This is a genomic window from Pseudonocardia sp. TMWB2A (assembly GCF_017312135.1).
Window position 1 is genome coordinate 1,290,845 of sequence record NZ_QKQY01000002.1, and the last position, 25,845, is coordinate 1,316,689.

The 25,845-nt window shown below is 76.4% G+C and carries 26 protein-coding genes and 1 tRNA gene; 18 read left to right on the forward strand and 9 right to left on the reverse strand.

Going from position 1 to position 25,845, the window contains the following annotated elements; translation table 11 throughout:
* Nucleotide 1: 1 nt before the first annotated feature.
* Complete coding sequence (locus DMP17_RS20420) at nt 2-1,231, reverse strand: FIST signal transduction protein (RefSeq protein WP_226355535.1); 1,230 nt, start codon at nt 1,229-1,231, stop codon at nt 2-4.
* A gap of 96 nt (nt 1,232-1,327) precedes the next feature.
* Nucleotides 1,328-1,636 carry a S24/S26 family peptidase gene (locus DMP17_RS20425; RefSeq protein WP_443217898.1) on the reverse strand — a complete coding sequence of 103 codons (309 nt, stop codon included), beginning with the start codon at nt 1,634-1,636 and terminating at the stop codon, nt 1,328-1,330.
* 111 nt (nt 1,637-1,747) lie between these two features.
* Here DMP17_RS20425 and sodN point away from each other — a divergent pair, with 111 nt between their 5' ends.
* Together sodN and DMP17_RS20435 are read left to right on the forward strand one after the other, a co-directional pair.
* Nucleotides 1,748-2,155 (forward strand): superoxide dismutase, Ni, encoded by a 408-nt coding sequence (gene sodN, locus DMP17_RS20430; protein ID WP_062400785.1) that lies wholly within the window; start codon nt 1,748-1,750, stop codon nt 2,153-2,155.
* 116 nt (nt 2,156-2,271) lie between these two features.
* Nucleotides 2,272-2,805 carry an AAA family ATPase gene (locus DMP17_RS20435; protein ID WP_226366834.1) on the forward strand — a complete coding sequence of 178 codons (534 nt, stop codon included), beginning with the start codon at nt 2,272-2,274 and terminating at the stop codon, nt 2,803-2,805.
* A gap of 12 nt (nt 2,806-2,817) precedes the next feature.
* Here DMP17_RS20435 and DMP17_RS20440 read toward each other — a convergent pair whose 3' ends face one another.
* A complete protein-coding gene (locus DMP17_RS20440; protein WP_337830328.1) occupies nt 2,818-3,285 on the reverse strand; it encodes a MarR family winged helix-turn-helix transcriptional regulator in 468 nt (155 codons plus the stop codon).
* A gap of 80 nt (nt 3,286-3,365) precedes the next feature.
* Between DMP17_RS20440 and DMP17_RS20445 the strand changes: the two genes are divergently transcribed.
* The 3 genes from DMP17_RS20445 to DMP17_RS20455 all read left to right on the forward strand — a co-directional run bounded on the left by DMP17_RS20445 (nt 3,366) and on the right by DMP17_RS20455 (nt 5,970).
* The gene (locus DMP17_RS20445) at nt 3,366-4,541 is read left to right on the forward strand and encodes an FAD-dependent monooxygenase (protein ID WP_337830329.1); all 1,176 of its coding nucleotides are present in this window, start codon (nt 3,366-3,368) and stop codon (nt 4,539-4,541) included.
* A 19-nt stretch (nt 4,542-4,560) separates the two neighbouring features.
* A complete protein-coding gene (locus tag DMP17_RS20450; protein ID WP_337830330.1) occupies nt 4,561-5,115 on the forward strand; it encodes a DUF1697 domain-containing protein in 555 nt (184 codons plus the stop codon).
* A gap of 255 nt (nt 5,116-5,370) precedes the next feature.
* On the forward strand, nt 5,371-5,970 hold the full coding sequence (locus DMP17_RS20455; protein WP_337830331.1) for a superoxide dismutase: 600 nt from the start codon (nt 5,371-5,373) through the stop codon (nt 5,968-5,970).
* 57 nt (nt 5,971-6,027) lie between these two features.
* On the opposite strand, the gene DMP17_RS20460 is transcribed toward DMP17_RS20455, so the two are convergent.
* On the reverse strand, nt 6,028-7,320 hold the full coding sequence (locus tag DMP17_RS20460) for a competence/damage-inducible protein A (RefSeq protein ID WP_337830332.1): 1,293 nt from the start codon (nt 7,318-7,320) through the stop codon (nt 6,028-6,030).
* Nucleotides 7,321-7,725: 405 nt separating this feature from the next.
* Between DMP17_RS20460 and DMP17_RS20465 the strand changes: the two genes are divergently transcribed.
* On the forward strand, nt 7,726-9,171 hold the full coding sequence (locus DMP17_RS20465) for a glycosyltransferase family 2 protein (protein ID WP_337830333.1): 1,446 nt from the start codon (nt 7,726-7,728) through the stop codon (nt 9,169-9,171).
* 55 nt (nt 9,172-9,226) lie between these two features.
* On the opposite strand, the gene DMP17_RS20470 is transcribed toward DMP17_RS20465, so the two are convergent.
* Nucleotides 9,227-9,703, reverse strand: coding sequence for an acyl-CoA thioesterase (locus DMP17_RS20470; protein WP_337830334.1), 477 nt, complete (start codon nt 9,701-9,703; stop codon nt 9,227-9,229).
* 255 nt (nt 9,704-9,958) lie between these two features.
* Between DMP17_RS20470 and DMP17_RS20475 the strand changes: the two genes are divergently transcribed.
* From DMP17_RS20475 to DMP17_RS20485, 3 genes are all read left to right on the forward strand, one after another.
* On the forward strand, nt 9,959-10,351 hold the full coding sequence (locus DMP17_RS20475; protein ID WP_226355526.1) for an STAS domain-containing protein: 393 nt from the start codon (nt 9,959-9,961) through the stop codon (nt 10,349-10,351).
* A 6-nt stretch (nt 10,352-10,357) separates the two neighbouring features.
* Nucleotides 10,358-10,450 (forward strand) — tRNA-Sec (locus tag DMP17_RS20480).
* Nucleotides 10,451-10,493: 43 nt separating this feature from the next.
* A complete protein-coding gene (locus DMP17_RS20485; RefSeq protein ID WP_337830335.1) occupies nt 10,494-11,747 on the forward strand; it encodes a hypothetical protein in 1,254 nt (417 codons plus the stop codon).
* Between the two features lie 13 nt (nt 11,748-11,760).
* On the opposite strand, the gene DMP17_RS20490 is transcribed toward DMP17_RS20485, so the two are convergent.
* Both DMP17_RS20490 and selD read right to left on the reverse strand, forming a co-directional pair.
* Nucleotides 11,761-12,807: a PLP-dependent cysteine synthase family protein gene (locus tag DMP17_RS20490; protein ID WP_226356662.1), complete on the reverse strand. Its 1,047-nt coding sequence runs from the start codon at nt 12,805-12,807 to the stop codon at nt 11,761-11,763.
* A 75-nt stretch (nt 12,808-12,882) separates the two neighbouring features.
* Entirely contained in the window at nt 12,883-13,917 is a 1,035-nt protein-coding gene (gene selD, locus DMP17_RS20495; protein WP_337830336.1) for a selenide, water dikinase SelD, read from the reverse strand.
* A 151-nt stretch (nt 13,918-14,068) separates the two neighbouring features.
* Between selD and DMP17_RS20500 the strand changes: the two genes are divergently transcribed.
* From DMP17_RS20500 to DMP17_RS20520, 5 genes are all read left to right on the forward strand, one after another.
* A complete protein-coding gene (locus tag DMP17_RS20500) occupies nt 14,069-14,962 on the forward strand; it encodes a hypothetical protein (RefSeq protein ID WP_337830337.1) in 894 nt (297 codons plus the stop codon).
* Between the two features lie 67 nt (nt 14,963-15,029).
* Nucleotides 15,030-16,361: an L-seryl-tRNA(Sec) selenium transferase gene (selA, locus tag DMP17_RS20505; RefSeq protein ID WP_226355522.1), complete on the forward strand. Its 1,332-nt coding sequence runs from the start codon at nt 15,030-15,032 to the stop codon at nt 16,359-16,361.
* Between the two features lie 3 nt (nt 16,362-16,364).
* Nucleotides 16,365-18,185, forward strand: coding sequence for a SelB domain-containing protein (locus DMP17_RS20510; protein ID WP_337830338.1), 1,821 nt, complete (start codon nt 16,365-16,367; stop codon nt 18,183-18,185).
* 48 nt (nt 18,186-18,233) lie between these two features.
* Nucleotides 18,234-18,647: an STAS domain-containing protein gene (locus DMP17_RS20515; protein WP_337830339.1), complete on the forward strand. Its 414-nt coding sequence runs from the start codon at nt 18,234-18,236 to the stop codon at nt 18,645-18,647.
* 259 nt (nt 18,648-18,906) lie between these two features.
* Nucleotides 18,907-19,233, forward strand: a complete 327-nt coding sequence (locus tag DMP17_RS20520) for a WhiB family transcriptional regulator (RefSeq protein WP_060710891.1) — start codon at nt 18,907-18,909, stop codon at nt 19,231-19,233.
* 96 nt (nt 19,234-19,329) lie between these two features.
* On the opposite strand, the gene DMP17_RS20525 is transcribed toward DMP17_RS20520, so the two are convergent.
* Together DMP17_RS20525 and DMP17_RS20530 are read right to left on the reverse strand one after the other, a co-directional pair.
* Nucleotides 19,330-19,815, reverse strand: coding sequence for a hypothetical protein (locus tag DMP17_RS20525; protein WP_226355520.1), 486 nt, complete (start codon nt 19,813-19,815; stop codon nt 19,330-19,332).
* A 465-nt stretch (nt 19,816-20,280) separates the two neighbouring features.
* Complete coding sequence (locus DMP17_RS20530; RefSeq protein WP_337830340.1) at nt 20,281-22,578, reverse strand: SpoIIE family protein phosphatase; 2,298 nt, start codon at nt 22,576-22,578, stop codon at nt 20,281-20,283.
* 215 nt (nt 22,579-22,793) lie between these two features.
* Between DMP17_RS20530 and DMP17_RS20535 the strand changes: the two genes are divergently transcribed.
* The 4 genes from DMP17_RS20535 (at nt 22,794) to DMP17_RS20550 (ending at nt 25,822) form a co-directional block, all read left to right on the forward strand.
* Nucleotides 22,794-23,222, forward strand: coding sequence for an STAS domain-containing protein (locus DMP17_RS20535; protein ID WP_226355518.1), 429 nt, complete (start codon nt 22,794-22,796; stop codon nt 23,220-23,222).
* An 82-nt stretch (nt 23,223-23,304) separates the two neighbouring features.
* Nucleotides 23,305-23,736, forward strand: coding sequence for an ATP-binding protein (locus DMP17_RS20540; RefSeq protein ID WP_226366845.1), 432 nt, complete (start codon nt 23,305-23,307; stop codon nt 23,734-23,736).
* A 1-nt stretch (nt 23,737) separates the two neighbouring features.
* The gene (locus tag DMP17_RS20545; protein ID WP_226355516.1) at nt 23,738-24,514 is read left to right on the forward strand and encodes a SigB/SigF/SigG family RNA polymerase sigma factor; all 777 of its coding nucleotides are present in this window, start codon (nt 23,738-23,740) and stop codon (nt 24,512-24,514) included.
* A gap of 90 nt (nt 24,515-24,604) precedes the next feature.
* Nucleotides 24,605-25,822 (forward strand): NAD(P)/FAD-dependent oxidoreductase, encoded by a 1,218-nt coding sequence (locus tag DMP17_RS20550; RefSeq protein ID WP_226355515.1) that lies wholly within the window; start codon nt 24,605-24,607, stop codon nt 25,820-25,822.
* Nucleotides 25,823-25,845: the final 23 nt, after the last annotated feature.

The following is a 25,845-nucleotide window of genomic DNA, read 5'->3' on the forward strand; positions in this document are numbered from 1 at the left end:
CTCAGACCACCAGCACGGACGCGGTGAACGCGTGCAGGTGGTTGCCCGGCCCGACCGGTCCGATCTCCCCGGCGGCGAAGAAGCCGGCCACCCGGGGACCGGCCGCGTCGCCGGACCCGCTCGCGTGCGGGTCGAGGCCGACGCGCACGGCGTGCACGTCGTGATCGGCGTCGCCGAACATGCCGGCGCCGCGGCCGTTGCAGGAGAACAGCAGCGCGCCCGCGGCCGGCGCGGCGCGGCGCACCGGGGCGAGCAGCTCGTGCAGGTCCTGGGCGGCACCCGCGGCGTCGCGGACCTGGAAGCGCACGGTGGTGCCGACCTCGACGACGTCGCCCGCGATGACGGCGCCGTCGCCGACGTCGACGGCCAGCACCGCGCGGACCAGGAAGTCCCCGCGGTCGTGGGACTCGGCGTACTCGTCGACGGCGACGCCCAGATGCAGCCCGGTCAGCGCCTGCTGCTGCTCCTCGGGCGGCAGCGCGGTGACGATCTCGCGCAGCCGCTCCGCCGCGGGCCGCCCGGCGAGCTCGGCGATCCGGTTCTCCTCCGCGCGGGTGACGACCATCGGCGGCCCGATCGGGCGGCATCCCTGGCTCACGACGACCCGCGCGTCGGACGTGCCGCCGAGCAGCACCCCGACCGCGCCGCCGTGGTGCACGGTGCCGCCGGCGAACAGCCGGTTGGCCCCGGGACCGCCGGGCCCGCTGGCCAGGCCGCCGATCACCGGGAAGCCCGGGTTCGTCGAGGCGAGCCGGTCCAGCACCCCGCTGACCGGGAACGCGAACGGGTCGGCGAGCAGGACGGCGACCCGGTCGTCCTCGGCGGGCGGGACCAGGCCGCGCACGCCGATCGCGTCGCGGCCGTCCGGTCCGGCGCCGGGGCGGCGCTCGGCGACCGGGAAGATCGTCCGGACCCGGGTGCCGGGCAGCGACGCCGCCCAGACGGCGACGGCGGGCTCGCCCTCGACGCCGCGGCCGTCGGCCATCACGCCGTGCGCGGTGGTCCCGATCGTCGCGCCGGGCGCGGCGAGCTCCATCACCCGCAGCCCCGCGGCCTCGACCTCCTCGACCGGCGCGGCGGCCCCCGCACCGGGGCAGACGAAGAACACCACGAGGTCGGGGACGACGCCGAGCGCGGCCAGCGCCTGCCCCGTCGCGACCTCCGCGGCGCCGACGAGATCCGGCCCGACAGCCAGCCCGTCCCCGACCTGCACGACGCCACCCACCACCATGGCTCCCGACGCTACGTCAGCCGGCGGCTCCCGCACGGGTTCGGGCGTCCCGCACGGGATCGGGACCCGTGTGGGACGCCGGATCCCGTGCGGGACTCAGCGGCGGAGGGCGGGGACCCGGCCGGGGCGAGGCCAGAGGCGGTGGCGGGCGACGGCGTGGACGCGGGCGGGGCCCAGGATGGCCGAGTCCGTGGAGCCGAACGGGTTGTCGCCGCGGACGTGCCAGCCGTCGCCGTCGGGGTGCACGGCCCGCTTCACCGACAGCTGTCCGGGGCGGGACTCCCAGGTCACGAGGACGACGTCGCCGGACCGGACGGGTGCACCGAAACGGACCAGCACGACGTCACCGTCGGACAGGGCCGGGGACATCGACGGCCCCCGCACCGTCACCCTCCGCAGACGCATCACGGACTCCCTCCAGAGTGGATCTCTCGTGACGCGGTCGTCCTGCCCGACCACCGCCGCGAGGGTAGGGTCGCCGGTGCCAGAACGATCACCCCACCAGGGAGGACACTCATGCGGCTGTCCCGCATTCTCCGTCCGCGACTGGAGGCCACCGCGCACTGCGACCTCCCCTGCGGCGTGTACGACCCGGCCCAGGCCCGGATCGAGGCCGAGTCGGTCAAGGCGATCCAGGAGAAGTACCAGGGCAACGAGGACGTGGACTTCCGGGCCCGCGCCATCGAGATCAAGGAGCAGCGCTCCGACCTGGTCAAGCACCACCTGTGGGTGCTCTGGACCGACTACTTCAAGCCGCCGCACTTCGAGAAGTACCCGGAGCTGCACGAGCTGTTCAACAAGGCCACCAAGGCCGCCGGCGCGTCGGGCACCAAGGGCTCGAACGACCCGGCCACCGGCCAGGAGCTGCTCGACTACATCGCCCAGATCGACAAGATCTTCTGGGAGACCAAGCAGGCTGCCTGATCCAGGCGCACGACGGCGCCGGTCGGCGGGGAGCGATCCCCCCGGCCGGCGCCGTCCGCGTTCCGGGGGCACCCGACCGCGCAGATCCGGCCGGGGCCCCGGGGTACGGTCGCCCGGTGATCATCTGGCTCAACGGCGGGTTCGCCGCGGGGAAGACCACGCTGGCCCGGGAGCTGCACCGGCGCCTCCCCGACGCCGTCGTGTACGACCCCGAGGACGTCGGCCTGATGCTGTGGAAGTGGCTGCCGCCGGGCGAGGACTTCCAGGACCTGCCGAGCTGGCGGGAGCTGGTCGTCGCGACGGCCCTGTCGCTGCGCAGGCACCACGCACGGACGCTGGTCGTGCCGATGTCCCTGGTCCGCGACACCTACCGGGCGGAGATCCTCGACGGCCTGGCCGACGCGGGCGAGGACGTCCTGCACGTCTTCCTGGACGCCGCCCCCGAGGTGCTGCGGGACCGGCTCCGCGCCCGTACGCCGCCACCCGGTGACCATCGCCCGGACGGGTCGGCGCTCGACTGGGCCCTGAGCCGGCTGGACCCGGCGGCCGCGGGCCGGCAGCCGGCGGGGACCCTCGTCCTGCGCTCGGACCGGCTCACCCCGGCGGAGCTCGCCGACGCCGTGCTCGCCGCCGCCGACCGACCGTCGTGACCGTCGTCGGCGTCAGGTCGGCTCGTCGTCGACCTGCGCGGTGAGGTCGTCCACCATCCGCCCGAGCAGCCGGGCGAGGTCGGTGCGGTCCTGCTCCGACCAGCCCGCCATCGCGCCGGAGAACCACCCGAGCACCTCGCGCAGGTAGCGCCCGACCGCGTCGGCGCCCCCGGGGGCCAGCTCGACGAGCCGGGCCCGCTGGTCGGCCGGATCCGCGACGCGGTGCACCAGGCCGCGGCGCTCCAGCTCGTTCACCTGCCGGGTGACGTGCGGCCCGACCACCTGCATCCGGGTGGCGATCTCCCCCACCCGCAGCGGGCCGCCCGCCGTCTGCAGCGTGATCAGCACCGACAGGGCGGGACGGTCGACGTCGATGCCCGCAGCGGCGACCGCGCGCTCGACCACGCGTCCCCGGCTCAGGACGGCGCTGAGCTGGGTGATCCGCGGCAGCAGCGCGGCCAGCACCGGGTCGTCGGACACACGTCCCCCTTGATAGATACCTAAGTTAGGTATATGTTCGGCGTCGTCGGAAAAGGATACCTAAGTTAGGCAGGTACGTCATGAAGGGGACGATCCTCGTGTCCGGGGCGAGCATCGCGGGGCCCGCGCTCGCCTACTGGCTGCACCGCCGGGGCTTCGGCGTCACCGTCGTCGAGCGGGCCGGTGCGGTCCGCGGCGGCGGCTACCCGATCGACGTCCGCGGCACCGCGGTCGAGGTGGTCGACCGGATGGGCCTGCTCCCCCGCGTGCGGGCGGCGCACGTCGACTCGCAGCGGCTCACCTTCCTCGCCCCCGACGGCACGCCGATCGCGACCGTCGACCCGGAGGCCGCGACCGGCGGGACGCACGGTCGCGACGTCGAGCTGCGGCGCGGCGACCTCACCGGCGCGCTGTACGACGCGGTCCGCGACGACGTCGAGTTCGTCTTCGGCGACTCGATCGCGAGCCTGACCGATCACGACCACGGCGTCGACGTGACCTTCCACAGCGGAGCCGAGCGGAGGTTCGACCTGGTCGTCGGCGCGGACGGGCTGCACTCGGCCACCCGCGCGCTCACCTTCGGGCCGGAGGAGCAGTTCCACCACTACCTCGGGTACTGCTTCGCCGGGTTCACGATGCCGAACCATCTCGGCCTCTCGCACGAGGGCGTCCTGTGGAACGTGCCGGGCCGGGCGGGCATCCTCTACGCGACGGGCGACGCCCCCGAGGTGCACGGCTTCCTGAACTTCGCCCGCACCGACCCGCCGTTCGACGCCTTCCGGGACCCGCAGGCCCAGCGCGACCTCGTCGCGGAGACGTTCGCCGGGGACGGCTGGGAGATCCCGCGGATGGTCGCGTCCATGCGCACCGCCGACGACCTGTTCTTCGACGTCGTCAGCCAGATCCGGATGCCACGCTGGTCGTCGGGCCGGGTGGCGCTCGTCGGCGACGCGGGTTACGCGCCGTCGTTCATGAGCGGGCAGGGGTCGAGCATGGCGCTCGTCGGGGCCTACGTGCTCGCCGCCGAGCTGGCCGCGGCCCCCGACCACGCCTCCGCGTTCGCCGCCTACGAGGACGGGCTGCGCGGGTTCGTCGAGCTCAACCAGGCCCTCGCCACCGGGGGCGGCGGGCTCGTCGCACCCCGTACGACCGAGGACCTGGAGCGGCGCAACGCGGCGTTGCGCGAGCCGGTGGGCCCCACCGGTGACCGCATCCGCGAGGCGGCCTCGGCCTTCACCCTCCCGGCCGCCGCGTAGACGCGGCACCATTCCCGGCGTGCGTACCCACGTCGCGCTGCTGCGCGGGATCAACGTCGGCGGCCACGGGAAGGTCCCGATGGCCGACCTGCGCCGGGTGCTCGGCGAGCGCGGCTGCGCCGACGTCGTCACCCACATCCAGTCCGGAAACGTCGCCCTGACCAGCCCCGCGGGCGACGACGAGGTCGTCGCCACGGTCGCCGCGGCGCTGGTCGAGGAGTTCGGCGTCGAGCGCCCGGTGGTCGTGTTCGGCCGCGAGGACTACCTCGCCGCGGTGGCCGCGAACCCGTACCCGGAGGTCACCGACCCGAAGCAGCTGCACGCCCTGTTCCGGGCCGGCCCGGTGTCCGACGACGACCGCGAGCGGATCGCGGCCGCGCTGGCGGCCGAGCGGGCGAAGGGCGGGCGGGGCGACGCCGTCGCCCACGGGCGGGTGGTCTGGCTGCACCTGCCCGACGGGCTGGGGCGCAGCGAGCTCGCCACCCGGCTGGCCGCCCGGACGAGGGCCGGTGACCAGGGCGGGACGATGCGGAACCGGGCGACCGTGGAGAAGCTGGCCGAGCTCCTGGGCTGAGCCGGACACGCGACGGCGCCGCGGCCGCGTCCGGTCGGACGTGACGCACGGCGCCGTCGACGGTGGATTCGAGCTGCCAGAACGATCCCCACCGCGTCACCCGCATTCCTGCAAGTGACTTGCAGAAGAGTACATGTGGCGAATCGCTGCGTCCATGCGTGCGCGTCACCCGTCGCGAGTGGGCGGCAGTTGCTACATAGTGGCAAGTGACCACGCGTGGCGTCCCGCCGCGCGTCCCCGACGAGGAGAGGACCCATGGCCGAGTACACGCTTCCGGACCTGCCCTACGACTACTCCGCGCTCGCCCCGCACATCGCGCCCGAGATCATGGAGCTGCACCACTCCAAGCACCACAACACCTACGTCCAGGGCCTCAACACCACCCTCGACAAGCTCGCCGACGCCCGCGACAAGAACGACTTCGGCGCCGTCGTCGGACTCGAGAAGACCCTCGCCTTCAACCTCGGCGGCCACGTCAACCACTCCGCCTTCTGGAACAACCTCTCCCCCGACGGCGGCGACAAGCCCACCGGCGACCTCGCCACCGCCATCGACGCCGACTTCGGCTCCTTCGACGGCTTCCAGGCCCACTTCACCGCCGCCGCCACCACCATCCAGGGCTCCGGCTGGGCCATCCTCGGCCACGACCAGCTCGGCGACCGCCTGCTCATCCACCAGCTCTACGACCAGCAGTCCCAGCTCCCCGCAGGCCAGACCCCCATCGTCCTGCTCGACATGTGGGAGCACGCCTTCTACCTGCAGTACAAGAACGTCAAGCCCGACTACGTCGCGGCCTGGTGGAACGTCGTCAACTGGGCCGACGCCGCCGAGCGGTTCGCCGCCGCGAAGGGCTGAGCCTCCCCCGCACCGCCACCGCGCCCCGCCCGGGAACCCGGGCGGGGCGTCGTGCCCTCAGCGGTGCGCACCCGGCCCGGTGACGCCGGTGGCGCGCAGCAGCAGGTGCATCGCCAGGTCGACCGAGCGCTCGCGGACGTCGGCGCGCCCGCCGGGCAGCTGCGGGTCGCGCGCGATGACCTGGCCGTCGGCGGTGGCCACGCAGAAGCAGACGTAGCCGACGGGCTTGGCCTCGGTACCGCCGCCGGGGCCCGCGACGCCGGTGACACCGACGCCGACGTCCGCCCCGAACCGCGCCCGCGCACCGTCCGCCAGTGCCCGCGCGACCTCCGGCGACACGGCCCCGTGCGCCTCGATGAGCGCGGCGGGGACGTCGAGCAGCGCGGTCTTGGCCTCGTTCGAGTACGCGACCACACCCCCGGCGACGTAGGCCGACGACCCGGCCCGGTCGACGAGCCGCCCGGCCAGCAGCCCGCCGGTGCAGGACTCGCCGGTCGCGACCGTCCAGCCCTTCGCGCCCAGCGCCGCGGCGAGCAGCTCGTCGGTGGTGCTGCCGTCGTCGCTGATGAGTGCGCGGCGGTGGCGGTCGACGATGCGGGCGGCCAGCTCGCGGGCCACGGGCTCGGCGCCGGGCAGCGGGTGCAGGTCGACCTCCAGCTCCGAGCGTCGCAGGCAGGTGGTCACCTCGACCCCGGACATGTCGAGCTCGGTCTCCAGGACGCGCAGCGTCTCGGCGATCTCGGACTCCGGCAGCCCGGCGAAGCGCAGGAGCGTGGCCTCCGCACGGGGCACCCGGGTCAGCAGCTCCGCCACGGGCGCCGACTCCAGCGCGGCGGGCCACATGCCCTGCAGCTCGCGCGGCGGCCCCGGCAGCACGACGACGAGCGGCCCGCCGGAACGCGTCACGGCCAGCCCCGGCGCGGTCCCGACCGGCTCGAGGACGCTCGCGCCGCGCGGCACCCTGGCCTGCTTGGCCGTCGCCGCGTCGAGCGCGGGCCCGGCCCAGCCGGCGCGGCTCGCCCAGCCGGCGACCCGGTCGTGGATCCGGCCCTGCAGCGCGGTGTCGACCTCCATCTCCGCGCCCGCGAACCCGGCGACGACCTCGGCGGTCAGGTCGTCGGCGGTCGGCCCGAGCCCGCCCGAGGTGACGACGAGGTCGTCGGAGGCGACGAACTCCAGCGCCGAGCGCAGGTCCTCCGGGCGGTCCCCCACCAGCAGGACCCGCGAGACGGCGAAGCCGAGCTCGCCGAGGGAGCGGGCGACGAAGGGACCGTTGGCGTCGGCGACGTGGCCGGTGAGCAGCTCGCTCCCGGTGACCAGGACCGACGCGGTGGGACGGGACTCGCTCATGATCCGAACCTACCCGCGCCGGGACGTCCGCACCCTGTCGCGCGCGGGGTCACCATCGGTGCAGGTCCGGGGCGTCGGGACGCCGTCCGGAGTGGACTCGCCACCCGTTCGGGTGATGGTGGTGCGCGACACGCCCGGAACCGGACCACTCCGGCGTGTCGTCGCATCGCGAATGCCGCTCGTCGTGCCCCCGGACGGCTGCGGGCAACCGCCCCGCGCGGCCGCCGTCGTCACCCGTACGGCGCACGATCGGGCGGCACGGCTCCGACCTGCACCGACGCCGTCCGTCGCACCACATCCGGTGAACTCCGTGACCGCGCACACGCACAGTGTCCGTTTTCCGGCAACTGCGCACTCTCAGTGTGAGCACAGCGGGCGTACCCGACACTGTGTCCCATGTCAGGGATGTCTGCGCCGAACGACGCCGCGACCTGGGTCGGTGAACTGGACCGGCTCGGCCCGCTGCGTGATCTGCGGGTCGACCCGGCCTTCCACGCCGCCCGTCTGCTCGTCACCGTCGGTGGCACTCCGCAGGGCCAGGTGACCGTGCCGCTGCGTGGCGGTCGCGCCACGATCGCGGAGCTGCGGTCCGCACTGATCACCCTGGGGTCGCCCGAGCAGGTGGCCCCGGCGCCGGTCGCGGGCGACCCGGTGACGGTGGTGATCGCGACCCGCAACCGGCCGGACTCGCTGGCCCGCTGCCTGCGCGCGGTCCTCGCCTCCGACCACCCGGCGCTGTCGGTCGTCGTCGTCGACAACGACCCGCCGGACGAGCTCACCCGCGACGCCGTCGCCGCCGCCGGGTCCCCGCGGGTCCGCTACGTCCGCGAGCCCCGCCGGGGCGCGTCGGTCGGGCGCAACCGGGGTCTCGCCGAGGCCCGCACCGAGATCGTCGCCTTCACCGACGACGACACCGAGGTCGACCCCGCCTGGGCCTCGCGCATCGCCGGCGCGTTCGCCGCGGACCCCGAGCTCGCCTGCGTCTCCGGCCCGGTACTGGCCGCCCGCCTGGGCAGCCCCGAGGAGCGCGCCGCCGACGTCGCCCTGGCCTGGAACAAGGGCTTCACCCCGCGCCGGTTCACCCTCGCCGAGCCCCCCGCGGACTCCCCGATCTTCCCGTTCGCACCCGGCCTGTTCGGCATCGGCGCCAACCTCGCCGTGCGCGCCGGGGCCGCCCGCGCCGTCGGCGGCTTCGACGAGGCCATGGGCCCGGGCACCCCCACCCACGGCGGCGAGGACTGCGAGTTCCTCGTCCGCATGATCCTCGCCGGCAACGTCCTCGGCTACGCCCCGGGCGCCTACCTCTGGCACCACCACCGCCCCGACCAGGCCGCGCTGCGCAAGCAGATGGAGGGCTACGCCGTCGGGCTGGGCAGCTTCCTGGCGAAGGTGGCGCTGTCGCCGCAGGGCCGTTCGGTCGCGCTGCGCCGGCTCCCCGCGGCCGTCGCCCGGCTGCGCCACATCTCCGACCGCGAGGCCGGCGCGGGCGTGGCGATGCCCGCCGACGCCGACCAGACGCGCAACCGGGGCCTGCTGAACGGCCCGCGGGCCTACCTCCGATCGCGCCGCGCGGTGCGGCGGGCCGGCGGAGCGGTGCCGCCGCTGATCGGGCCGGCGCGGGCCGGGACGACCGCCCCGCACAAGATCCTCGCGACCGGCGGCCACCCGGCCGTCACGCCCGCCCGGCCGCACGGCACCGACGGGTACCCGGCCGTCGCGCCGGCCCGGCCCCAGGGCACCGGGGGCCACCCGGCCGCCGTACCCGGGCGGCCGCAGGACACCGGCGGGTACCGGCCCGTCCCCGCCCGCACCGGCGGCCCGTACGGCGCCGGCCCCGCCCGGCGCGGCTGAGCCGCCCGCGGGGCCGCGGCGACGACCCGCGCCACGACCCGCGCCACGGCCCGCGCTACGACGTGGTGACGTCCGGACCCGGCCCCAGCAGGGCCGGGTCCGACGACGCGGCCACGAGCCTGCCGTGCGGGTCGGCGACCAGCCGTCGCGTCGTGGTGTCGAGGACCCCGAGGGTGCACTCCACCTCGGCCGCGAGTTCGTCCGTCCGGGCCCCGTCGGCCGCGGCCACCCGGACGATCCGGTGACTCATCGTGAACGGCTTGCGCGCCGTGAACGCGATCACCGAGTCGATCCGCAGCTCGTCGCCGGCGCGCAGCTCGGCCCGGAAGTGCGCCGTCGTCGACAGCAGCACGATCGTCAGGCCGTGCGCGCCGAGCGCGTGCTGGGACAGCCCGGCGGCGCGGAAGTGCTCCATCCGGGCGTGCTCGCCGTACTGGTGGTAGACGGCATGGTTGACGTGCCCGTTCACGTCCATCTCGTAGCTGCGGACACCGATCCGGACCCCGAACGGCGGAGACTGCTCGACGCTCATGGTCCACACCCTGCCAGCCGGGCCGGACCACCCCGGGCAGCGCGCCCGACCGCGTCGCGGAACGTTTGTGCCACCTACGACCGCGGTCGTAGGGTGGGTGGCCGCGCTGACTAGGCTGGTGCGGAGGCAGCACGAGCGGTACGTCAAGCAACGGCGGCCGGTTGTCACTCACGGTGAAGTCGATGGCGCGTCCGGGAACGGACCACGAGCACGTCGACGGCGCCGACGGCGACGACTCGCGAGGGAGCACGACACATGAGCAGTGAGACGCCCACCGGGGTGGGGGGAGACCAGGGCCCCGACGTCGGCGAGGTCGTCCGCTTCGAGGTGGTCGAGCACGGTGACGGCGCCGTCGTCGTCCACGTGCACGGCGAGATCGACACGATGACCGCGCCCGTGCTGAGCGAACGACTCGCCGAGCGGATCGGCTCCGCGAGCCTGCTGGTGGTGGACCTGACCCGGGTCACGTTCCTCGGGTCGGCCGGGCTGGCGGCCCTCGTCGAGGGCAAGGAGAAGGCGGAGAACGCCGGCAGCCGGCTGCGGCTGGTCTGCGGCTCGCACGCCGTCACCCGCGCGCTCGAGGCGACCAACCTGATGTCCCTGTTCGACGTGGCCGACGGCGTGCCGGAGGCGCTCCGCACGGCCTGACGACCCGGAGGCGTATGGGTGCCTGGTGGCCCCCGCGGTCTTCAACACCGACGTGGCCGAGCATCTCGGCCAGGCGGGTTCGATTCCCGTCCGCCTCCGCCGACCACCACCCCCGACGACCGGGACGACGAGCCCCACCGCGATGAGCATCCTGCACCTGGACGAGCTGTCCCCCACCTCGGGTGACGGCCCGTCCGGTGTGCCGGAGCTCGCGGCCGCGGTACGCGAGGGACGGCTGAGCGCAGCCACCGTCGCCGAGCGGCTCCTCGCCACCCCCGACGACACGGTGCCCGTGGGCGCCGGGCTGGTGGTGGATCCCGGACCGCTGCGCGCGGCCGCCGCGGCGCTCGACCGGCGCACCGACCGGTTCGCCCTGCCGCTGGCAGGCGTCCCGGTGGTGGTCGAGGACGGCATCTCCGTGGCCGGGCGCGGGGACGAGATCGTGCGCAGGCTGCGGGCCGCGGGCGCACTCGTCGCCGGGCGGGCGCGGACCGCCGAGCACGAGGTGGGCCTCGACGCCACCCCGGGCGGCCGGGCCACCGCGACCGTGGTCGCCTCCGGCGTCGTCCCGCTCGGGATCGGTGTCGACGGCGACGGCACCCTGCGCTGCGCCGCCGCCGCGCACGGGATCGCCGCGCTCAAGCCGGGCCGCCGGGTGCTCCCGCTGCCCGACGCCGCCGAGCGACGCTGGTGCGGGCTGGCCGAGCCGACCCTGCTCGCCGGGCGCGCGGAGGACCTCACCGCGGTGCTCGACGCGCTCTCCCGCGGCACCGGCGGGCCGCCCGCGCCGTCGTCGGTGCTGCGGCTCACCACCCCCGCCGGTACCGGCCCCGGGCCGGCCGCGGCGCCCGTCTCCTCGCTGGCCGCGTCGCTGCGCACCGGCCGCACCCGGCTCGCCGGGCCGGACTCGGCGTCCGCGGTGCACGCGGCGATCCGGATCCTGCAGGACGCCGGGCTGGGCCTCGTCGCGGCCGACCCGCCGTACCGGGCCGTGCTGGTCGTGCACTCGGCCCGCCGCCGTCAGGCCGGGCTCGCCCGCCGGGTGGAGGACCTCGGCCTCGACCCCGCCGAGCTGCCGCGCAGCGCCCGTAGCCTCGTCCGGCGCGGCCGCCGGGTCCGGCGCCTGGGCGGGCTGCGTCCCGCGACGCCCGCGTCGTGGCGGCAGCGGATGGTCTCCTGGCTCGACGACGCCGGCGCCGAGGCCGGTCTGCTGCCCGCCCCGCCCGGGGCGTCCGGCGCCGGGTCCACCGGGGTGGCGGCGTGGAACCTGGCCGGGCTGCCGTCGCTGGTCGCGCCGGTGCACCGGCCCGGGGAGCACGGCTGCGTGCAGCTCGTGGGCCGGCCCGGGTCGGAGCGGCGGCTGCTCGCGACCGCCGCCCTGCTCGCCGGGGGATGAGCCCCGGCCCGGCTCAGTCCGCGGGCGGGGACCAGACCCCGGTCGCGACGAACCGGTCGAGCGTCTCCCTGTAGGGCGCCAGGTCCATCCCCTGGGCGGCGACCCAGGCGTCGTCGTAGTAGCTGTGGCGGTAGCGCTCGCCGCCGTCGCACAGCAGCGTCACGACGCTGCCCGCGCGTCCGGCGCGGAGCATCTCCGCGACGACCTGGTAGACGCCCCACAGGTTGGTGCCGGTCGACCCGCCCGCCCACCGGCCGGTGCGGTCGCGCAGGTGCCGGGCGGCGGCGACGCTGGCCGCGTCGGGCACCGGGACCATCCGGTCGATCACCGACGGGACGAAGCTCGGCTCCATCCGGGGCCGCCCGATCCCCTCGATCCGCGACGCCGCCCCGGTCGCGTACGACGGGTCCCCCGCCGTCCAGCCGGGCAGGAACGCCGACCCCTCCGGGTCGACGACGGCCAGCCGGGTCGCGAGCCGCCGGTAGCGCAGGTAGCGGCCGATCGTGGCCGAGGTGCCCCCGGTCCCGGCCCCCACGACGATCCACTCCGGCACCGGGTGCGGCTCCTCGGCCAGCTGGGCCAGGATCGACTCGGCGATGTTGTTGTTGCCGCGCCAGTCGGTCGCGCGCTCGGCGTAGGTGAACTGGTCGAGGTAGTGCCCGCCGGTGTCCGCGGCGAGCCGCTCGGCCTCGGCGTAGACCTCGCCGCCGTGGTCGACGAAGTGGCAGCGCCCGCCCTCCCGCTCGATCAGCGCGATCTTCTCCGGGCTGGTCGAGCGCGGCATGACCGCCACGAACGGCACCCCGAGCAGCCGGGCGAAGTACGCCTCGGAGACCGCCGTCGACCCGGAGCTGGCCTCGACGACCGTGGTGCCCTCGGTGATCCAGCCCGACGCGAGCGCGTAGAGGAACAGCGACCGGGCCAGCCGGTGCTTGAGGCTGCCGGTGGGGTGCACCGACTCGTCCTTGAGGTAGACCTGCACGCCCCACTCGGCGGGCAGCTCCAGCACGTGCAGGTGGGTGTCGGCGGAACGGTTCGCGTCCGCCTGGACGCGGCGCATCGCCTCGTCGACCCAGGCGCGGGTACGGGCACAGGAACGGTCGACGGGCTGCACGCCCCCGACCCTAGATCGGGCTCAGAGCCGGACCAGCCCGGTCCCCTCGGTCACGCTGCCGATCCGGGCCGCGTCGTGCCCGCGCCCGCGCAGCCACGCGACGGCGGCGTCGCCGCGGCCGGGGGCGGCGCCGAACAGCAGCCCGCCGGAGGTCTGGGCGTCGGACAGGACCAGCAGGTCCTCCTCGCCCGCGGAGCCCGCGACGACCCGGTCGTCGATCCAGGCGCGGTTGCGCAGCGTGCCGCCGGGGACGACGCCGTCGGCGACCAGCTCCCGCACCCCGCCGAGCAGCGGCACCGCGGCGACGTCGACGTGGGCGTCCACCCCCGAGGCGACGGTCATCTTCGTGAGGTGCCCGAGCAGGCCGTAGCCGGTGACGTCGGTGCAGCCGGTGGCGCCCGCCTCGCGGGCGGCCGCGGCGGCGTCGGCGTTCGGGGTGGTCATGACGGCGACGGCGGCGTCGACGTCCGCGGGCACCCCGCGCTTCACCGCGGTGGTGGTCACGCCGATCCCGAGCGGCTTGGTCAGCACCAGCTCGTCGCCCGGGCGCAGCCCGGCGTTGGTCAGGACCCGGTCCGGGTGGACCTCCCCCACCACGGCGAGGCCGTACTTCGGCTCCGGGTCGTCGATCGTGTGCCCGCCGACGACGGCGAACCCGCACCGCCGCCCCACCCCCGCGCCGCCCTCCAGGACCGCGGCCAGCACGTCCGGCCCGAGCTGCTCGGACGGCCAGCAGACCAGGTTCAGCGCGAACAGCGGGGTGCCGCCCATGGCGTAGACGTCGGAGACGGCGTTGGTGGCGGCGATCGCGCCCCAGGTCCCCGGGTCGTCGACGACCGGGGTGAAGAAGTCGGTGGTCGCGACCAGCGCACGGTCCGCGGACAGCCGCCAGACCGCGGCGTCGTCGCCGGTGTCGGTGCCGACCAGCAGGTCCGGGTGGGACGGGGGCGTGACCGCCGCCAGGACCTCCCCCAGCTGGGCCGGTCCGAGCTTGCAGCCGCAGCCCGCGCCGTGGCTGAACTCGGTGAGACGACGGGCGACACCGGTGTCGGACATGTCCCCATCCTGGCAGCGTCGCTCCGTGATCGCCTGCGTCACACACCGTCGACCGCCGGACTGCCGCCGTCCGCCGAACGGGGGCTGTCGGGCTGCGCCACGGGCACGGAGACTGACGCACCGTGAGCAGCTGCACGGGGGGTACGACGAGGTGACCGACGGTGTCACGGATACCGGTGCCGAGGTGACGGCCGAGGACGTACGCGACGACGAGACGACCCGCTCCGGGGACGCGGTCCTCCCGACGGGACCCTTTCCCGAGGCCGTGCTCCCTGCGACGACGGCCGCCGGACTGCCGCAGCGCGCCCCGCGCGGCGGCGACGGCGCCCGCAGCGTCGAGCACACCGTCGAGGACCTGGTGGGCCGCCTCGCCGCGGCCGAGCACGCCCGCGACGCCGCCGAGCGCCGGGCCGAGGCACTCGCCGCCGCCCTGGAGGACGCCCGGTCCCGGCCCGCCGAGACCTTCGGCATGCGCGCGGACAAGGTGCTGCGGATGGCCGAGCACGAGGCCGCGATGCGGCGGCGCACCGCCGAGACCGAGGCCGCGCAGCTGGTGGACGCCGCCCGCGACGAGGCCACCCGGATCGTCGACGACGCCCGCGCGGAGGTCGACCGGCTGCGTGCGGCCGGGGTGGCCGCGCGGCGGGACAGCGAGCTCGTCGCGGACACCGCTGCGTCGATGCACGCCCACGTGTCCGCGCTGCGCTCGTCGGTGCGCGAGGAGATCGCCCGGCTGCACGGGATGCTGGGGTCCGAGCTCGGCAGGCTCGACGCGTCCGCCCGCGCCGCGCGCGGCGCCGACCAGGGCGAGCGTGTCCGGCGCCCGGTGGGCGGTCCGGCGCACGCCCTGCGGACCGGGGAGGCCCCCGGGGCCGACGGGGCACCCGTCGCCGACCCCGCCGTGGTCGAGGACCACGACGAGGAGGCCGTCGACCTCCCGGCGGTGGTGCTGCCCGAGCAGCGGGAGCCGGAGCCGCCGGCCGATGCGGCCCCGGCGACCGGCACCGCCGCCACCACCGAGGGCAGCGGGCAGCGGACGTCCTGACCCCGCCCCGGAGCGCGACGGCGCGGAGCACGGGACAGCACGGTGTGACGGGGGTTACGGTGCGCCGGTGACCCCCGCCGAGCCCGACCCGCGCCGGCGCGTCCCCCGGACCGACGTCGTCCTGGCCGACCCGGCGCTGGCCGGGGCCGCCGCACGGTTGGGCCGGCCGCGGGTCAAGCGCGCCGTCGTCGCGGCGCAGCAGGACGCGCGGGCGGGCCGGATCGCGCCCGAGGAGGTCGCCGCCGTCGCCGGGGCGGCGCTGCCCGCCGCCGCGACCGGGATCCGGGCGGTCCTCAACGCCAGCGGCGTCCTGCTGCACACCAACCTGGGCCGGGCCCCGCTCTCGGCCGCCGCCGTCGACGCGCTGGGGGTGGCCGCGGGCACCTGCGACGTCGAGCTGGACCTGGCCACCGGGCGGCGCGGGCCACGCGGCACGGACGCGCTGGCCGCGCTGCGCGACGCCGTCCCGGGTGCGGGGGCGGCCTGGGTCGCGAACAACGGCGCCGCCGCCCTCGCGCTGGTCTGCGCCGCCCTCGCCGGCACCGGCCGCGAGGTCGTGGTCTCCCGGGGCCAGCTCGTCGAGATCGGCGACGGCTTCCGCATCCCCGAGCTGATCGAGTCCACCGGGGCCCGGCTCCGCCCGGTCGGCACCACCAACCGCACCCACCTGCGCGACTACGCCGGCGCGATCGGCCCGGACACCGCGTTCCTGCTGGTGGTGCACCCGTCGAACTTCGTGGTGACGGGGTTCGTCTCGGCCGTCGGAGTCCGGGAGCTGGCCGGGCTGGGGCCACCGGTCGTCGTCGACATCGGGTCCGGGCTGCTGACCCCGCACCCGCTGCTGCCCGACGAGCCCGACGCCGCGGGCACCCTCGCCGACGGCGCCGACCTCGTCACCGCCTCCGGGGACAAGCTGCTCGGCGGCCCGCAGGCCGGTCTGCTCCTCGGCGGCGGGGACCGCGGCGCCGCCCTGGTCGAGCGGGTGCGGCGCTTCCCGCTGGCCCGGGCGATGCGCGTCGACAAGCTGACCCTCGCGGCGCTGGAGGCGTCGGTGGCCGGTCCGCCGACGCCCGTCCGGGAGTTCCTCGACGCCGACCCGGCCGCGCTGCGGGCGCGGGCCGACGCGCTCGCCGCGGCCCTGGCCGCCGACGGGATCGACGCGACCGCGGCGGACACCGTCGCCGGGGTCGGCGGGGGCGGCGCACCCGGGGTGGAGCTGCCCAGCGCCGCGGTCGCGCTGCCCGAGCGGTACGCGGCCGCGCTGCGCGCCGGTGACCCGCCGGTGCTGGGCCGGGTCGCCGACGGGCGCTGCCTGCTCGACCTGCGGGCGCTGCCGCCGTCGGCGGACGCGACGCTGGCCGGGGCCGTGCGCGCGGTGCCCGTGCGTCCGGAGGACTGAGCCGTGCACGTGCTCTGCACCGCGGGCCACGTCGACCACGGCAAGTCCACGCTGGTCCGGGCGCTGACCGGGATGGAACCCGACCGGTACGCCGAGGAACGCCGCCGCGGGATGACCATCGACCTGGGCTTCGCGTGGACCGAGGTGCCGGGGGCGGGCACGGTCGCGTTCGTCGACGTCCCCGGGCACGAACGCTTCGTCGCCACGATGCTCGCCGGGGCCGGCCCGGTCCCGGCGGCGCTGTTCGTCGTCGCCGCGGACGAGGGCTGGATGCCCCAGTCCGGGGAGCACGCCGACGCGCTCGCGGCCGCAGGCGTCACCGACGGACTGCTCGTGGTCACCCGCTCCGACCTGCTCGACCCCGAGCTGGCCCTCGACGACGCCCGCGCCGCGCTCGCCGCCCGCGGGCTCGGCAGCTGGCCCTCGGTCGCCGTCTCCGCCCGCACCGGCACCGGTCTCGACGCGCTGCGCGGCGCGCTGGCCGCGCTCACCGCCCGGCTGCCCGCACCCGACCCGGACGGGCCGGTGCGGCTGTGGGTGGACCGGGCGTTCACCGTCCGCGGGGCCGGGACGGTCGTCACCGGCACGCTGCGCAGCGGCACCGTGCGCCCCGGCGACACCCTGGAGCTCGACGGCGTCGCCGGCCGGGCACCGGTGACCGTGCGCGGGGTGCAGGAGCTCGGCGAGCCGGTCGACGCCGCCGCCGCGGTCGCGCGGGTCGCGCTGAACCTGCGGGGCGTCCCCCGCGACCGGGTCGACCGCGGCGACGCGCTGCTCGGCCCGGGGTCGTGGCCGGTGACCGGGGAGGTCGACGTCCGGCTGCACGGGGTCGGCGGGCCGGTGCCGCTGCCGTCGTCGCCGGTCGGGCTGACCCTGCACGTCGGCTCGGCGGCCGTGCCGGTGCGGGTCCGCCCGCTCGGTCCCGGACCGGCGGGCGGCGAGCCGGTCGTGCGGCTGACCCCGGCACGGCCGCTGCCGCTGCGGATCGGGGACCGGGCGGTGCTGCGTGACCCGGGTGCCGGGCGGATCGTGGCCGGGGTGACGGTGCTGGACCCGGCACCGCCGCCGTTGCGCAGGCGCGGCGCGGCCCGCCGCCGGGCCGACGAGCTCGCCGGGGTCGGGGCCGTCCCTGACGCCGACGCCGAGCTCGCCCGGCGCGGCACCGTCCGGGCCGACGACCTGGTGCGCTGGGGCGTGCCCGCCGGCGAGGTGGCCGCGCTCGCGGCCCGGGTCCCCGGCGCGGCGGGCCGGCTGCTGCACCCGGCCGCCGCCGCGTCGTCGGCCGCCGCACTGGCCGTCGCCGTCGCCGCGCACGACGCCGAGGACCCCCTCGACCCCGGGTTGCCGCTCGCCGCGGCCCGGCGCGCCGCGTGGCTGCCGGACGTCGCGCTGGTGGAGGCCGTGCTGTCCGCCGTCGGCGGGGCCGGTCTCGTCCTGCGCGACGGGCGGGTGCGGGCCGCCGCGGACACCGGCCCGCCCGCGGCCCTGCGCGACGCCGCGGCCCGCGTGCGCGCCGACCTCGACGGAGCCCCGTTCGCCGCGCCGGGGGCGGCCCGGCTCGCGGAGCTGGGGCTCGGGCCGCGGGAGCTGGCGGTGCTCGACCGGGCCGGGGAGCTGCTGCGGGTGGCCCCGGAGGTCGTGCTCGGCCCCGACGCGCCGGAGCGGGCGGTCGCCGCGCTCGGTGGGCTCGACGGCGCGTTCACCGTCTCCGCCGCCCGGGAGGTGCTCGGCAGCAGCCGCCGCGTCGTCGTGCCGCTGCTGGAGCTGCTGGCCCGCAGGGGCCTCACGGTGCGGATGCCCGACGGGACACATCGCCTGCGCTGAGCGGGCTCCGAGTGGCGACGCCGTGCCGCGGTGCCTACCGTCGACCCAATGACCGACCCCCGTCCGCCCGCCGCCGGCACCACCGACGGCTCGGGCGGGACGTCTCCCGATGTCACCGACACCTGCGACGGGCTGCGGCTGGAGACCTCCCGGCCCGCGGACGGGACGGTCGTCGTCGCGGTGACCGGTGAGCTGGACATGCTGACCGCGCCGGAGCTGCGGCACGCGGTGGCCGAGCAGATCTCCGTGGCCTCGCTGGTCGTGCTGGACCTCGACGGGGTCCGTTTCCTCGGCACCTCCGGGCTGGCGGCGCTGATCGAGCTGCGGGAGCAGGCCCACCGGGCCGGGGTCGAGCTGCGTCTGGCGTGCACCGAGCGGCGTGTCCTGCGCCCGATCGGCATCGCCGGGCTGCACCATCTGTTCGACATCCACGACGACGTGCAGGCCGCACTCGACTCCTGAGTAAGTGACCTGAGTCACATCTCGGCGTGCCCGGATCCACCCGTCTTCGCGGCGCCGCTCGCGGCGCGGAGGTGCGTGGCGGTGTCGTGAACAGGGGCGATGCCCGGTCCGTCCGACCGGGCGGCCGGCCCCGGACACCTCGCACGGCCCGTCGCTAGCACCGATCCCGACATCGCGCAGGTTTGATCTCGAACCCCCTCGGGAACCGGGGTGAGGAGCCAACCCGGTCCTCCCGGGCCCCGAGCGACGAGGTGAGCACGTGAGCGACGTTTCCCGGCTTCCCGGCCCGATGGACGACGTGTGGCAGTGGCAGCGACTGGGTGCGTGCCGCGGCATGGACAGCGCCGTGTTCTTCCACCCCGACGGGGAGCGCAACCCCTCCCGGTCGCGTCGCACCGAGCGCGCGAAGCAGGTCTGCCGGGGATGTCCCGTGCTGCAGGAGTGCCGTCGCTTCGCGCTGGCCAGCCGTGAGCCGTTCGGCGTGTGGGGCGGGCTGGGCGAGTCCGAGCGCCGCGCCATCATCGAGCGTCGCGACGCCGAGCGCATCGTCGCCGAGCAGGGCCCCGGCCTCGCCGCCGTCGTCTGACGGACCACGTACGACGGATCACCGATCCGGCACGGCCCGCCCGGGATCCGGGCGGGCCGTTCTGCTGCCCGGGCTGTTCCGACCGCTCGGCCGGCGTCACACCGCCGAGGGCAGCGCCTCCGGCTCCGGGACGTCCTCCGCGAGGGGCCCGGCGGGCCGGTAGGGCAGCACCGGCAGGCCGTAGACCCGGGCGACGCGGCGCACCGCGCGGCGGACCACCTCGATCTCCGGGTCGTCCACCGGCCCGGCGGCGGCCGGGGCCACGCACCAGGTGTCGTCGTCGGGGTCGAACCCGACCAGCTCCGAGAGCGCCGCGACGAGGTCCGCCTCGTCGCCGTCCTGCACCGCCCAGCGCAGCCCGAGCCGGTGCACCCGCACCCGCTCGACCGGCAGCGCCTCGACCGGCACGTCCTCGGTGTCGTCCTCGGCCGCCAGCAGCTCCCGCGCCTCGGCCGGTGTCAGCGGGCGCCGGGTGGGGGCCGGGTCGTCCCGCACGACCAGCAGGTCGGTCTCCCCCGCCTCACCGGAGAGCGCCGCGAGCGGGCCCCCCGCACGGGCGGACTCCGCCGCGGTCAGTGCCACCGCGACCAGCCTCCGCGGTCGCGTCGTCCCCTGCCTCACGCTCGCCCCCGTCGATCCCACACGTCGTCGTCCCTCGAGTACAACGCCCGGATCCCCGATTCGGGCGCCGATTACCCACCCGGACGGACGAGTGGGGTCACCCGGTCCACGAGCGGGAGACGACCCCCTGTCCGGAACCCACGGACGGCGCCGACCGCAACAACGCCGTGACCTCGGCCCGCCCACCGGTAGCACGGATGGGCCGGGCGGTCGAACGGCGCAGGCCCGCCGCCGGGCGGGGCACCGCCGGTGAGAGGCCGCCCCGGACGGTCGAACCCGGACGCCCGACGCGGCCGGAGCGGTCGACTCCGCCGGCCGGGGCCGCCGACACGGGAGACCGGCCGCCGATCGGGTCGGCCGGTGCGGCCGATCGGGGCGGTCCGTGCCGCCGGTCCGGGCGGTCGGCGCAGCCGGTCGACCGGACCGTCAGGCCGGGTGGTCCAGCCGGATCGCGAGCAGGGCGATGTCGTCGTCGAGCCGGTCCGGCAGGCACACCTCGAGCACCCGCTCCACCACCCGCTCCGGGTCGGCGTCGGACGGCAGCTCCTCCAGCGTGCGCTCGATGAGCTCGGTGCGGGCGTCGGCGTCCTCACCGACGATGTCGGTCAGCCCGTCGGTGTAGAACACGAGCAGCGACCCGGCGGCACACGGGACCGTGGCGCCACCGCGGTGCGCCCCGGCGGCCCGCCCGAACTCCGGCACCGCGCCGAGCATCGGCGAGTGGTGCGCGTCGAGCCGGTGCAGCCGGCCCTGCGGGTCGCGCAGCAACGGAGGCGGGTGCCCGGCGTTGGCGTAGGTCAGCTCGCGTCCGCCGTCGGGGCCCGCCGGCCCGAACCGGGCGTAGACCGCGGTCGCCATCGCGGCGATGTCCAGGCCCTGCACCAGCTGGTCGCAGCGGTCGAGCACCGGCCCGGGCGCATCCCCGCCCCAGGCGTAGGAACGCAGCACACCGCGCAGCTGCCCCATCGCGGCCGCCGCCGACAGGTCGTGCCCCACGACGTCGCCCACCGCGGCGCCGACCGAGCCGTCCGGCATCGGCAGCACGTCGTACCAGTCCCCGCCCACCTGGTTGCCGTCCGCGCCGACCAGGTAGCGGGCCGCGACCCGCATCCCCGGGACCTGCGGCAGCGCCGGGAGCAGGCTGTGCTGCAGGGTCGCCGCCGCGGCCCGCTCCACCTCGTAGAGCCGGGCGTTGTCGACGGCCAGCCCGGCGCGGCCCGCCAGGTCCGAGGCCAGGTGCACGTCGCGCTGGGTCCAGCGACGGCCGTAGGGGAACTGGGTGGACAGCGTCACCAGGCCGAGCACCCGGCCGCGGCCGAGCAGCGGGACGACCATCGCCGAGCGGATCCGCAGCCGCTCGTAGGCCTCGGCCGCCTCCGGATCGTCGGGGTAGACCTCGCGGCCGTCGTCGGGCAGCTCCTGCACCAGGTACGGCTTGCCGGTCCGCACCGCGGTCTCGGCCTGCTGCTCGATCCGCACGGCCCCCAGTGGACCGGACCGCGACAGCAGCGCCTCGTCGTCGGCGTCGCGGGCGGCGACGGCCATCCGTTCGCGGGTCGCCCCGTCGGGGGTGTCGAGCAGGTCCACCGTGCACAGGTCGGCCAGCTCCGGCACCACGATCCGGGAGAAGCGGCGGCAGGCGTCGGCCACGTCGAGAGCCGTCGTCATCTGGGTGGTCGCCTCGGCCAGCAGCCGCAGCTGGGCCCGCGCGGCCTCGGCGTCGGCGAGCGCCGCCCGCCGCTCCTGCTCGACGACGACCCGCTCGGTGACGTCGCTCTGCACGCCGACGAAGTTGACCAGCTCGCCGTCGCCGTCGTGCACCGGCGAGATGGACACCTGGTTCCAGAAGGCGGTGCCGTCGCGCCGGTAGTTGAGCAGCACCTCGGTGATCGCCCGCCGTTCCCGCAGCGCCTCGCGCACCCGGCGGACCGCGGACCGGTCGGTGTTGGGGCCCTGCAGGAACCGGCAGTTGCGCCCGACGACCTCGTCGAGGGGGTATCCGGTCAGCCGTTCGAACGACGGGTTCACCCAGGCCAGCGGGTCGTCCTCACGCTGCGGGTCGGAGATGGTGAACGACATCTCGGTGGCGAGCACCGCACGGTCGCGCAGGAACCCCATCCGGTCGCGGTCCTCGCCCTGGCCGACCTCGGAGTCCGACAGCGGCAGCAGCACGGCCAGCGCCCGGCCGGGCCCGGTGGCCGAGGCCTGCGCGAACGTGCCCTGGCCCTGGGCACCCGGGTCCGCCAGCGCGAACCCGGTCACCCAGACCAGGGTGCTGGACGCCGTGGCCCCCTCCCCCGGGACCGGGACGCCGTCGCGGTCGGGCATCAGCCCCGGCCCGTGCAGCGCGACCGGCTCGCCGGACACCGCCTCGCCGGAGGCGATCCGGGCCAGCGGGGACCCGTCGCCGGTGTACGGACGGCCGTCCAGGTCGGTCAGCCGCGCGGCCTCGCTCCACTCGCGGACCCCGATGGGCAGCCGCACCGGGCGGTCACCGGCCAGCTCCAGCGCGGTGGTGTTGGCGTAGACGATCCGCCGCTCGGAGATGTCGATCATCAGGACGGCCACCTGTGCCCCGCCGCGCACGTGCGGCATGGCCGGGGTGCTCGGCTGCTCCCCGAAGGACTCCACCGAGGTCGCGACCGCCTGGTCGACGGCCCGGTCCACCGCGTCGCCGGGGGGACCGGCCGGGGTGTCGGGGCCGAGATCGGAGTACCGCGTCACCCGGGCGAGCCTAAGGGCAGGCGCCGTGCCGGGCCCGCCGAGCCCGGCCGGTATCGTCGGGCCCGGTCTCCTGTCGTGGGTGGACCGGACCCGGCGCGGGCCAGGACGGCCCCGCCGCGACCCCGGTGCGTCGTGCGGCGCGAGAAGACACCTGCCCGTCGAGAGCACGGCGGCGCTCCGCAACGCTTCCGCGCCGCCCGGCGCCCGACACGGAGGTGATCACCCTGCCCGGATCCGCGCCGGCGCAACCGTCCCGGGGGGACGGGGACGCCGAGCTGGACGGCACCGACTCCGCCCACCTCGGCGTCGGCTTCTCCTCACCGCGCAGCGGCCTGACCGTGCTCACCGTGCGCGGCGAGGTCGACACCCTGACCGCACCGCGTCTCGAGACCGCCCTCGACGAGCTGCTGGACCTCGCCCCCGACGGCGACGGCCGCGACCTCGCCGTGGACCTGGAGGGCGTCACGTTCCTCGCCTCCAGCGGCCTCGGCGTGCTCATCCACACCGCCCGGCGGGCCGCCCGGGACGGACGGCGGCTGTTCGTCGTCGCCACCAACCGGGCCGTGCTCCGGCCGCTCGAGGTCACCGGCTCCGCCCAGCTGTTCACCGTCCTGCCCGACCAGGAGGGCATTCCCGGCGCCTGAGCGGGCACCCGGTCCTGCACACCCCCGCCGGAGGCGACATGATCCGGCCCGACACCCCCGTCGCACGAAAGGACTCGTCAGCGTGGCCCAGGAGGACGTGGCAGGCACGGCGCACGGCGCCGGCACCGACAACACCGTCGAGATCAGGGTCGCGGCGCGGCCCGCGCTGATCCCCACGGTCCGTGCGGTGGCCTCCGACCTCGCCGCACGCGCGGACTTCGACCTGGACGCGGTCTCCGATCTGCGGATGGCCGTCGACGAGGCGTGCGCGACGCTGGTCGCGATGGCCGCCCCCGGCTCGCCGCTGCGGTGCACCTTCGCCGTCTCCGACGAGCGGATCGAGGTCGCCGCCCGGGTCGAGACCGGCACCGGTGCGCAGTTGCCCACCGACTCCTTCGGCTGGCGGGTCCTGCAGACCCTGGCCGACCACGTCGCCGTCGAGTCCGGTGAGGAGGACGGCGGGCGCCCGGCCCTCACCATCCGCCTGCACAAGCTCGCGGGTCACGGGCTGTGACGTGACGTCGGACCCTCAGTACGCCCACCTCACCCCGCTGCTCGAGCAGTACGCGGGTCTCGACGACGGCGACCCCCGCCGGGACCGGCTGCGCGAGCAGCTCGTCACCGGCTACCTGCCCGTCGCCCAGCACATCGCCCGCCGGTTCAACCACCGCGGCGAGCCCCTCGACGACCTCGTGCAGGTCGCGACGGTCGGGCTGATCAACGCCATCGACCGGTTCGACCCGGAGAAGGGCGGCGAGTTCTTCTCCTTCGCCGTGCCCACGATCTCCGGTGAGGTGCGCCGGCACTTCCGGGACCAGAGCTGGTCGATGCGGGTGCCGCGACGGCTCAAGGACATGCACGTGTCGATCAACGGCGCGGTGTCCGAGCTGTCCCAGACCCTCGGTCGCGCGCCCCGCCCCTCGGAGCTCGCCGAGTACCTCGACCTGCCCGTCGGCGAGGTCCTGGAGGGACTGGAGGCCGCCGAGGCCTACCGCAGCTCCTCGCTCGACGAGATGCTGTCGTCGGAGGACGGCAGCGCCACCGTCGGCGAGCTGGTCGGTGACGCCGACGCCGAGCTCGATCGGGTCGACTACCGCGAGTCGCTGCGCCCACTGCTCGCCGAGCTGGCGCCCCGCGAGCGGACCATCGTGATGCTGCGGTTCTTCGGCAACCGCACCCAGACCCAGATCGCCCAGGAGGTCGGCATCTCCCAGATGCACGTCTCCCGGCTGCTCGCGCAGACCCTGTCGCGGCTGCGCAACCGGCTCGACCCGGAGGACCGCACCTTCTGACGCCCGGGCCGCGCGGCGGCGCCGTGCCCCGTCCGCGAGGATCGGGGCGGGACCGGCGCACCGTCCGGGCCCGGAGCGGGGAGGTAGGAGATGAGCGTGCCGGAACACGTGCTGGTGGTCGGCGCAGGACTGGCCGGGCTGCGCACGGTGGAGAACCTGCGCCGGGACGGTTACGAGGGCCGGATCAGCCTGGTGGGGGCCGAAGAGCACCTCCCCTACGACCGCCCGCCGCTGTCCAAGCAGTTCCTGGCCGGTGAGTGGGAGCGCACCAAGGTCGACCTGTGCACCGCCGAGGACCTCGACGAGCTCGGCGTGCGCACCCACCTCGGCCGCTCCGCGGTCGCCCTGCGGCCCGCCGGGGACCCGGCCGACGGCTCCGAGGTCGAGCTCGACGACGGCACCGTGCTGCACGCCGACGCCGTCGTCCTCGCCGTGGGGGTCACCTCCCGGGTGCTCGACGACCAGCCCGACTCCGCGCACCTGCTGCGCGCCGTCGACGAGTCCGAGCAGCTGCGCGACGCGCTGGCCTCGGCGTCGTCGCTGCTCGTGGTGGGTGCCGGGTTCATCGGGGCCGAGGTCGCGAGCACCGCGCGGGACCGGGGTGTCACGGTCACCGTGGTCGAGACCGGCACCGTGCCGATGGCGCGGCTGCTGGGCGAGCAGGCCGGCGCGGTGGTGGCCCGGCTGATGAGCGACGCCGGGGTCGACCTGCGCACCGGGGTGTCGGTGGCGGAGCTGACGGACGCGGGCGCCACGCTCTCCGACGGGTCGACGGTGACGGCCGACGAGATCGTCGTCGGCGTCGGCGGGATGCTCGACCTGGGCTGGCTGGAGGCCACCGGCGTCGACGTCGCCGACGGCATCCCCTGCGACCACCGTGGCCGGGTCGACGGGCTGCCCGGGGTGTGGGCGGCGGGCGACGCCGCCGCCTGGACCGACCCGGACACCGGCGAGCGCACCCGGCTGGAGCACTGGACCTCGGCGAGCGACCAGGCCGCCGCGGTCGCCGCGGACATCACCGGCACGACCCCGCCGCCCGCCGCGGTGCCGTTCTTCTGGTCCGACCAGTTCGGCATGAAGATCCAGCTCGTCGGGCGGCCGGACCGCGCGGACTCGCTGCTGCCGCTGCACGGCGAGGGTCTCGACGACGGCCCGGTGAAGGGCACGGTGCTCGGCTACCTGCGCGGCGACGACCTCGTCGCCGTCGCCGGGTTCGGCGCGGCCCGGCTCGTCGCCCGCTACCGCCGCCCGCTGGCCGAGGGCGCCGACCGCGCCGCGACGCTGGAGCTGCGCGACTCGCTGTCCTGACACACGAACGCCCGGCCGGTGCG

Excerpts from the sequence above, each read along its gene's own strand:
- DMP17_RS20420 (WP_226355535.1), bottom strand. The coding sequence starts at position 1,231 with ATGGTGGTGGGTGGCGTCGTGCAGGTCGGGGACGGGCTGGCTGTCGGG.
- DMP17_RS20425 (WP_443217898.1), bottom strand. The coding sequence starts at position 1,636 with ATGCGTCTGCGGAGGGTGACGGTGCGGGGGCCGTCGATGTCCCCGGCC.
- sodN (WP_062400785.1), top strand. The coding sequence starts at position 1,748 with ATGCGGCTGTCCCGCATTCTCCGTCCGCGACTGGAGGCCACCGCGCAC.
- DMP17_RS20445 (WP_337830329.1), top strand. The coding sequence starts at position 3,366 with ATGAAGGGGACGATCCTCGTGTCCGGGGCGAGCATCGCGGGGCCCGCG.
- DMP17_RS20455 (WP_337830331.1), top strand. The coding sequence starts at position 5,371 with ATGGCCGAGTACACGCTTCCGGACCTGCCCTACGACTACTCCGCGCTC.
- DMP17_RS20460 (WP_337830332.1), bottom strand. The coding sequence starts at position 7,320 with ATGAGCGAGTCCCGTCCCACCGCGTCGGTCCTGGTCACCGGGAGCGAG.
- DMP17_RS20465 (WP_337830333.1), top strand. The coding sequence starts at position 7,726 with ATGTCTGCGCCGAACGACGCCGCGACCTGGGTCGGTGAACTGGACCGG.
- DMP17_RS20470 (WP_337830334.1), bottom strand. The coding sequence starts at position 9,703 with ATGAGCGTCGAGCAGTCTCCGCCGTTCGGGGTCCGGATCGGTGTCCGC.
- DMP17_RS20475 (WP_226355526.1), top strand. The coding sequence starts at position 9,959 with ATGAGCAGTGAGACGCCCACCGGGGTGGGGGGAGACCAGGGCCCCGAC.
- DMP17_RS20485 (WP_337830335.1), top strand. The coding sequence starts at position 10,494 with ATGAGCATCCTGCACCTGGACGAGCTGTCCCCCACCTCGGGTGACGGC.
- DMP17_RS20490 (WP_226356662.1), bottom strand. The coding sequence starts at position 12,807 with ATGCGCCGCGTCCAGGCGGACGCGAACCGTTCCGCCGACACCCACCTG.
- selD (WP_337830336.1), bottom strand. The coding sequence starts at position 13,917 with ATGTCCGACACCGGTGTCGCCCGTCGTCTCACCGAGTTCAGCCACGGC.
- DMP17_RS20515 (WP_337830339.1), top strand. The coding sequence starts at position 18,234 with ATGACCGACCCCCGTCCGCCCGCCGCCGGCACCACCGACGGCTCGGGC.
- DMP17_RS20550 (WP_226355515.1), top strand. The coding sequence starts at position 24,605 with ATGAGCGTGCCGGAACACGTGCTGGTGGTCGGCGCAGGACTGGCCGGG.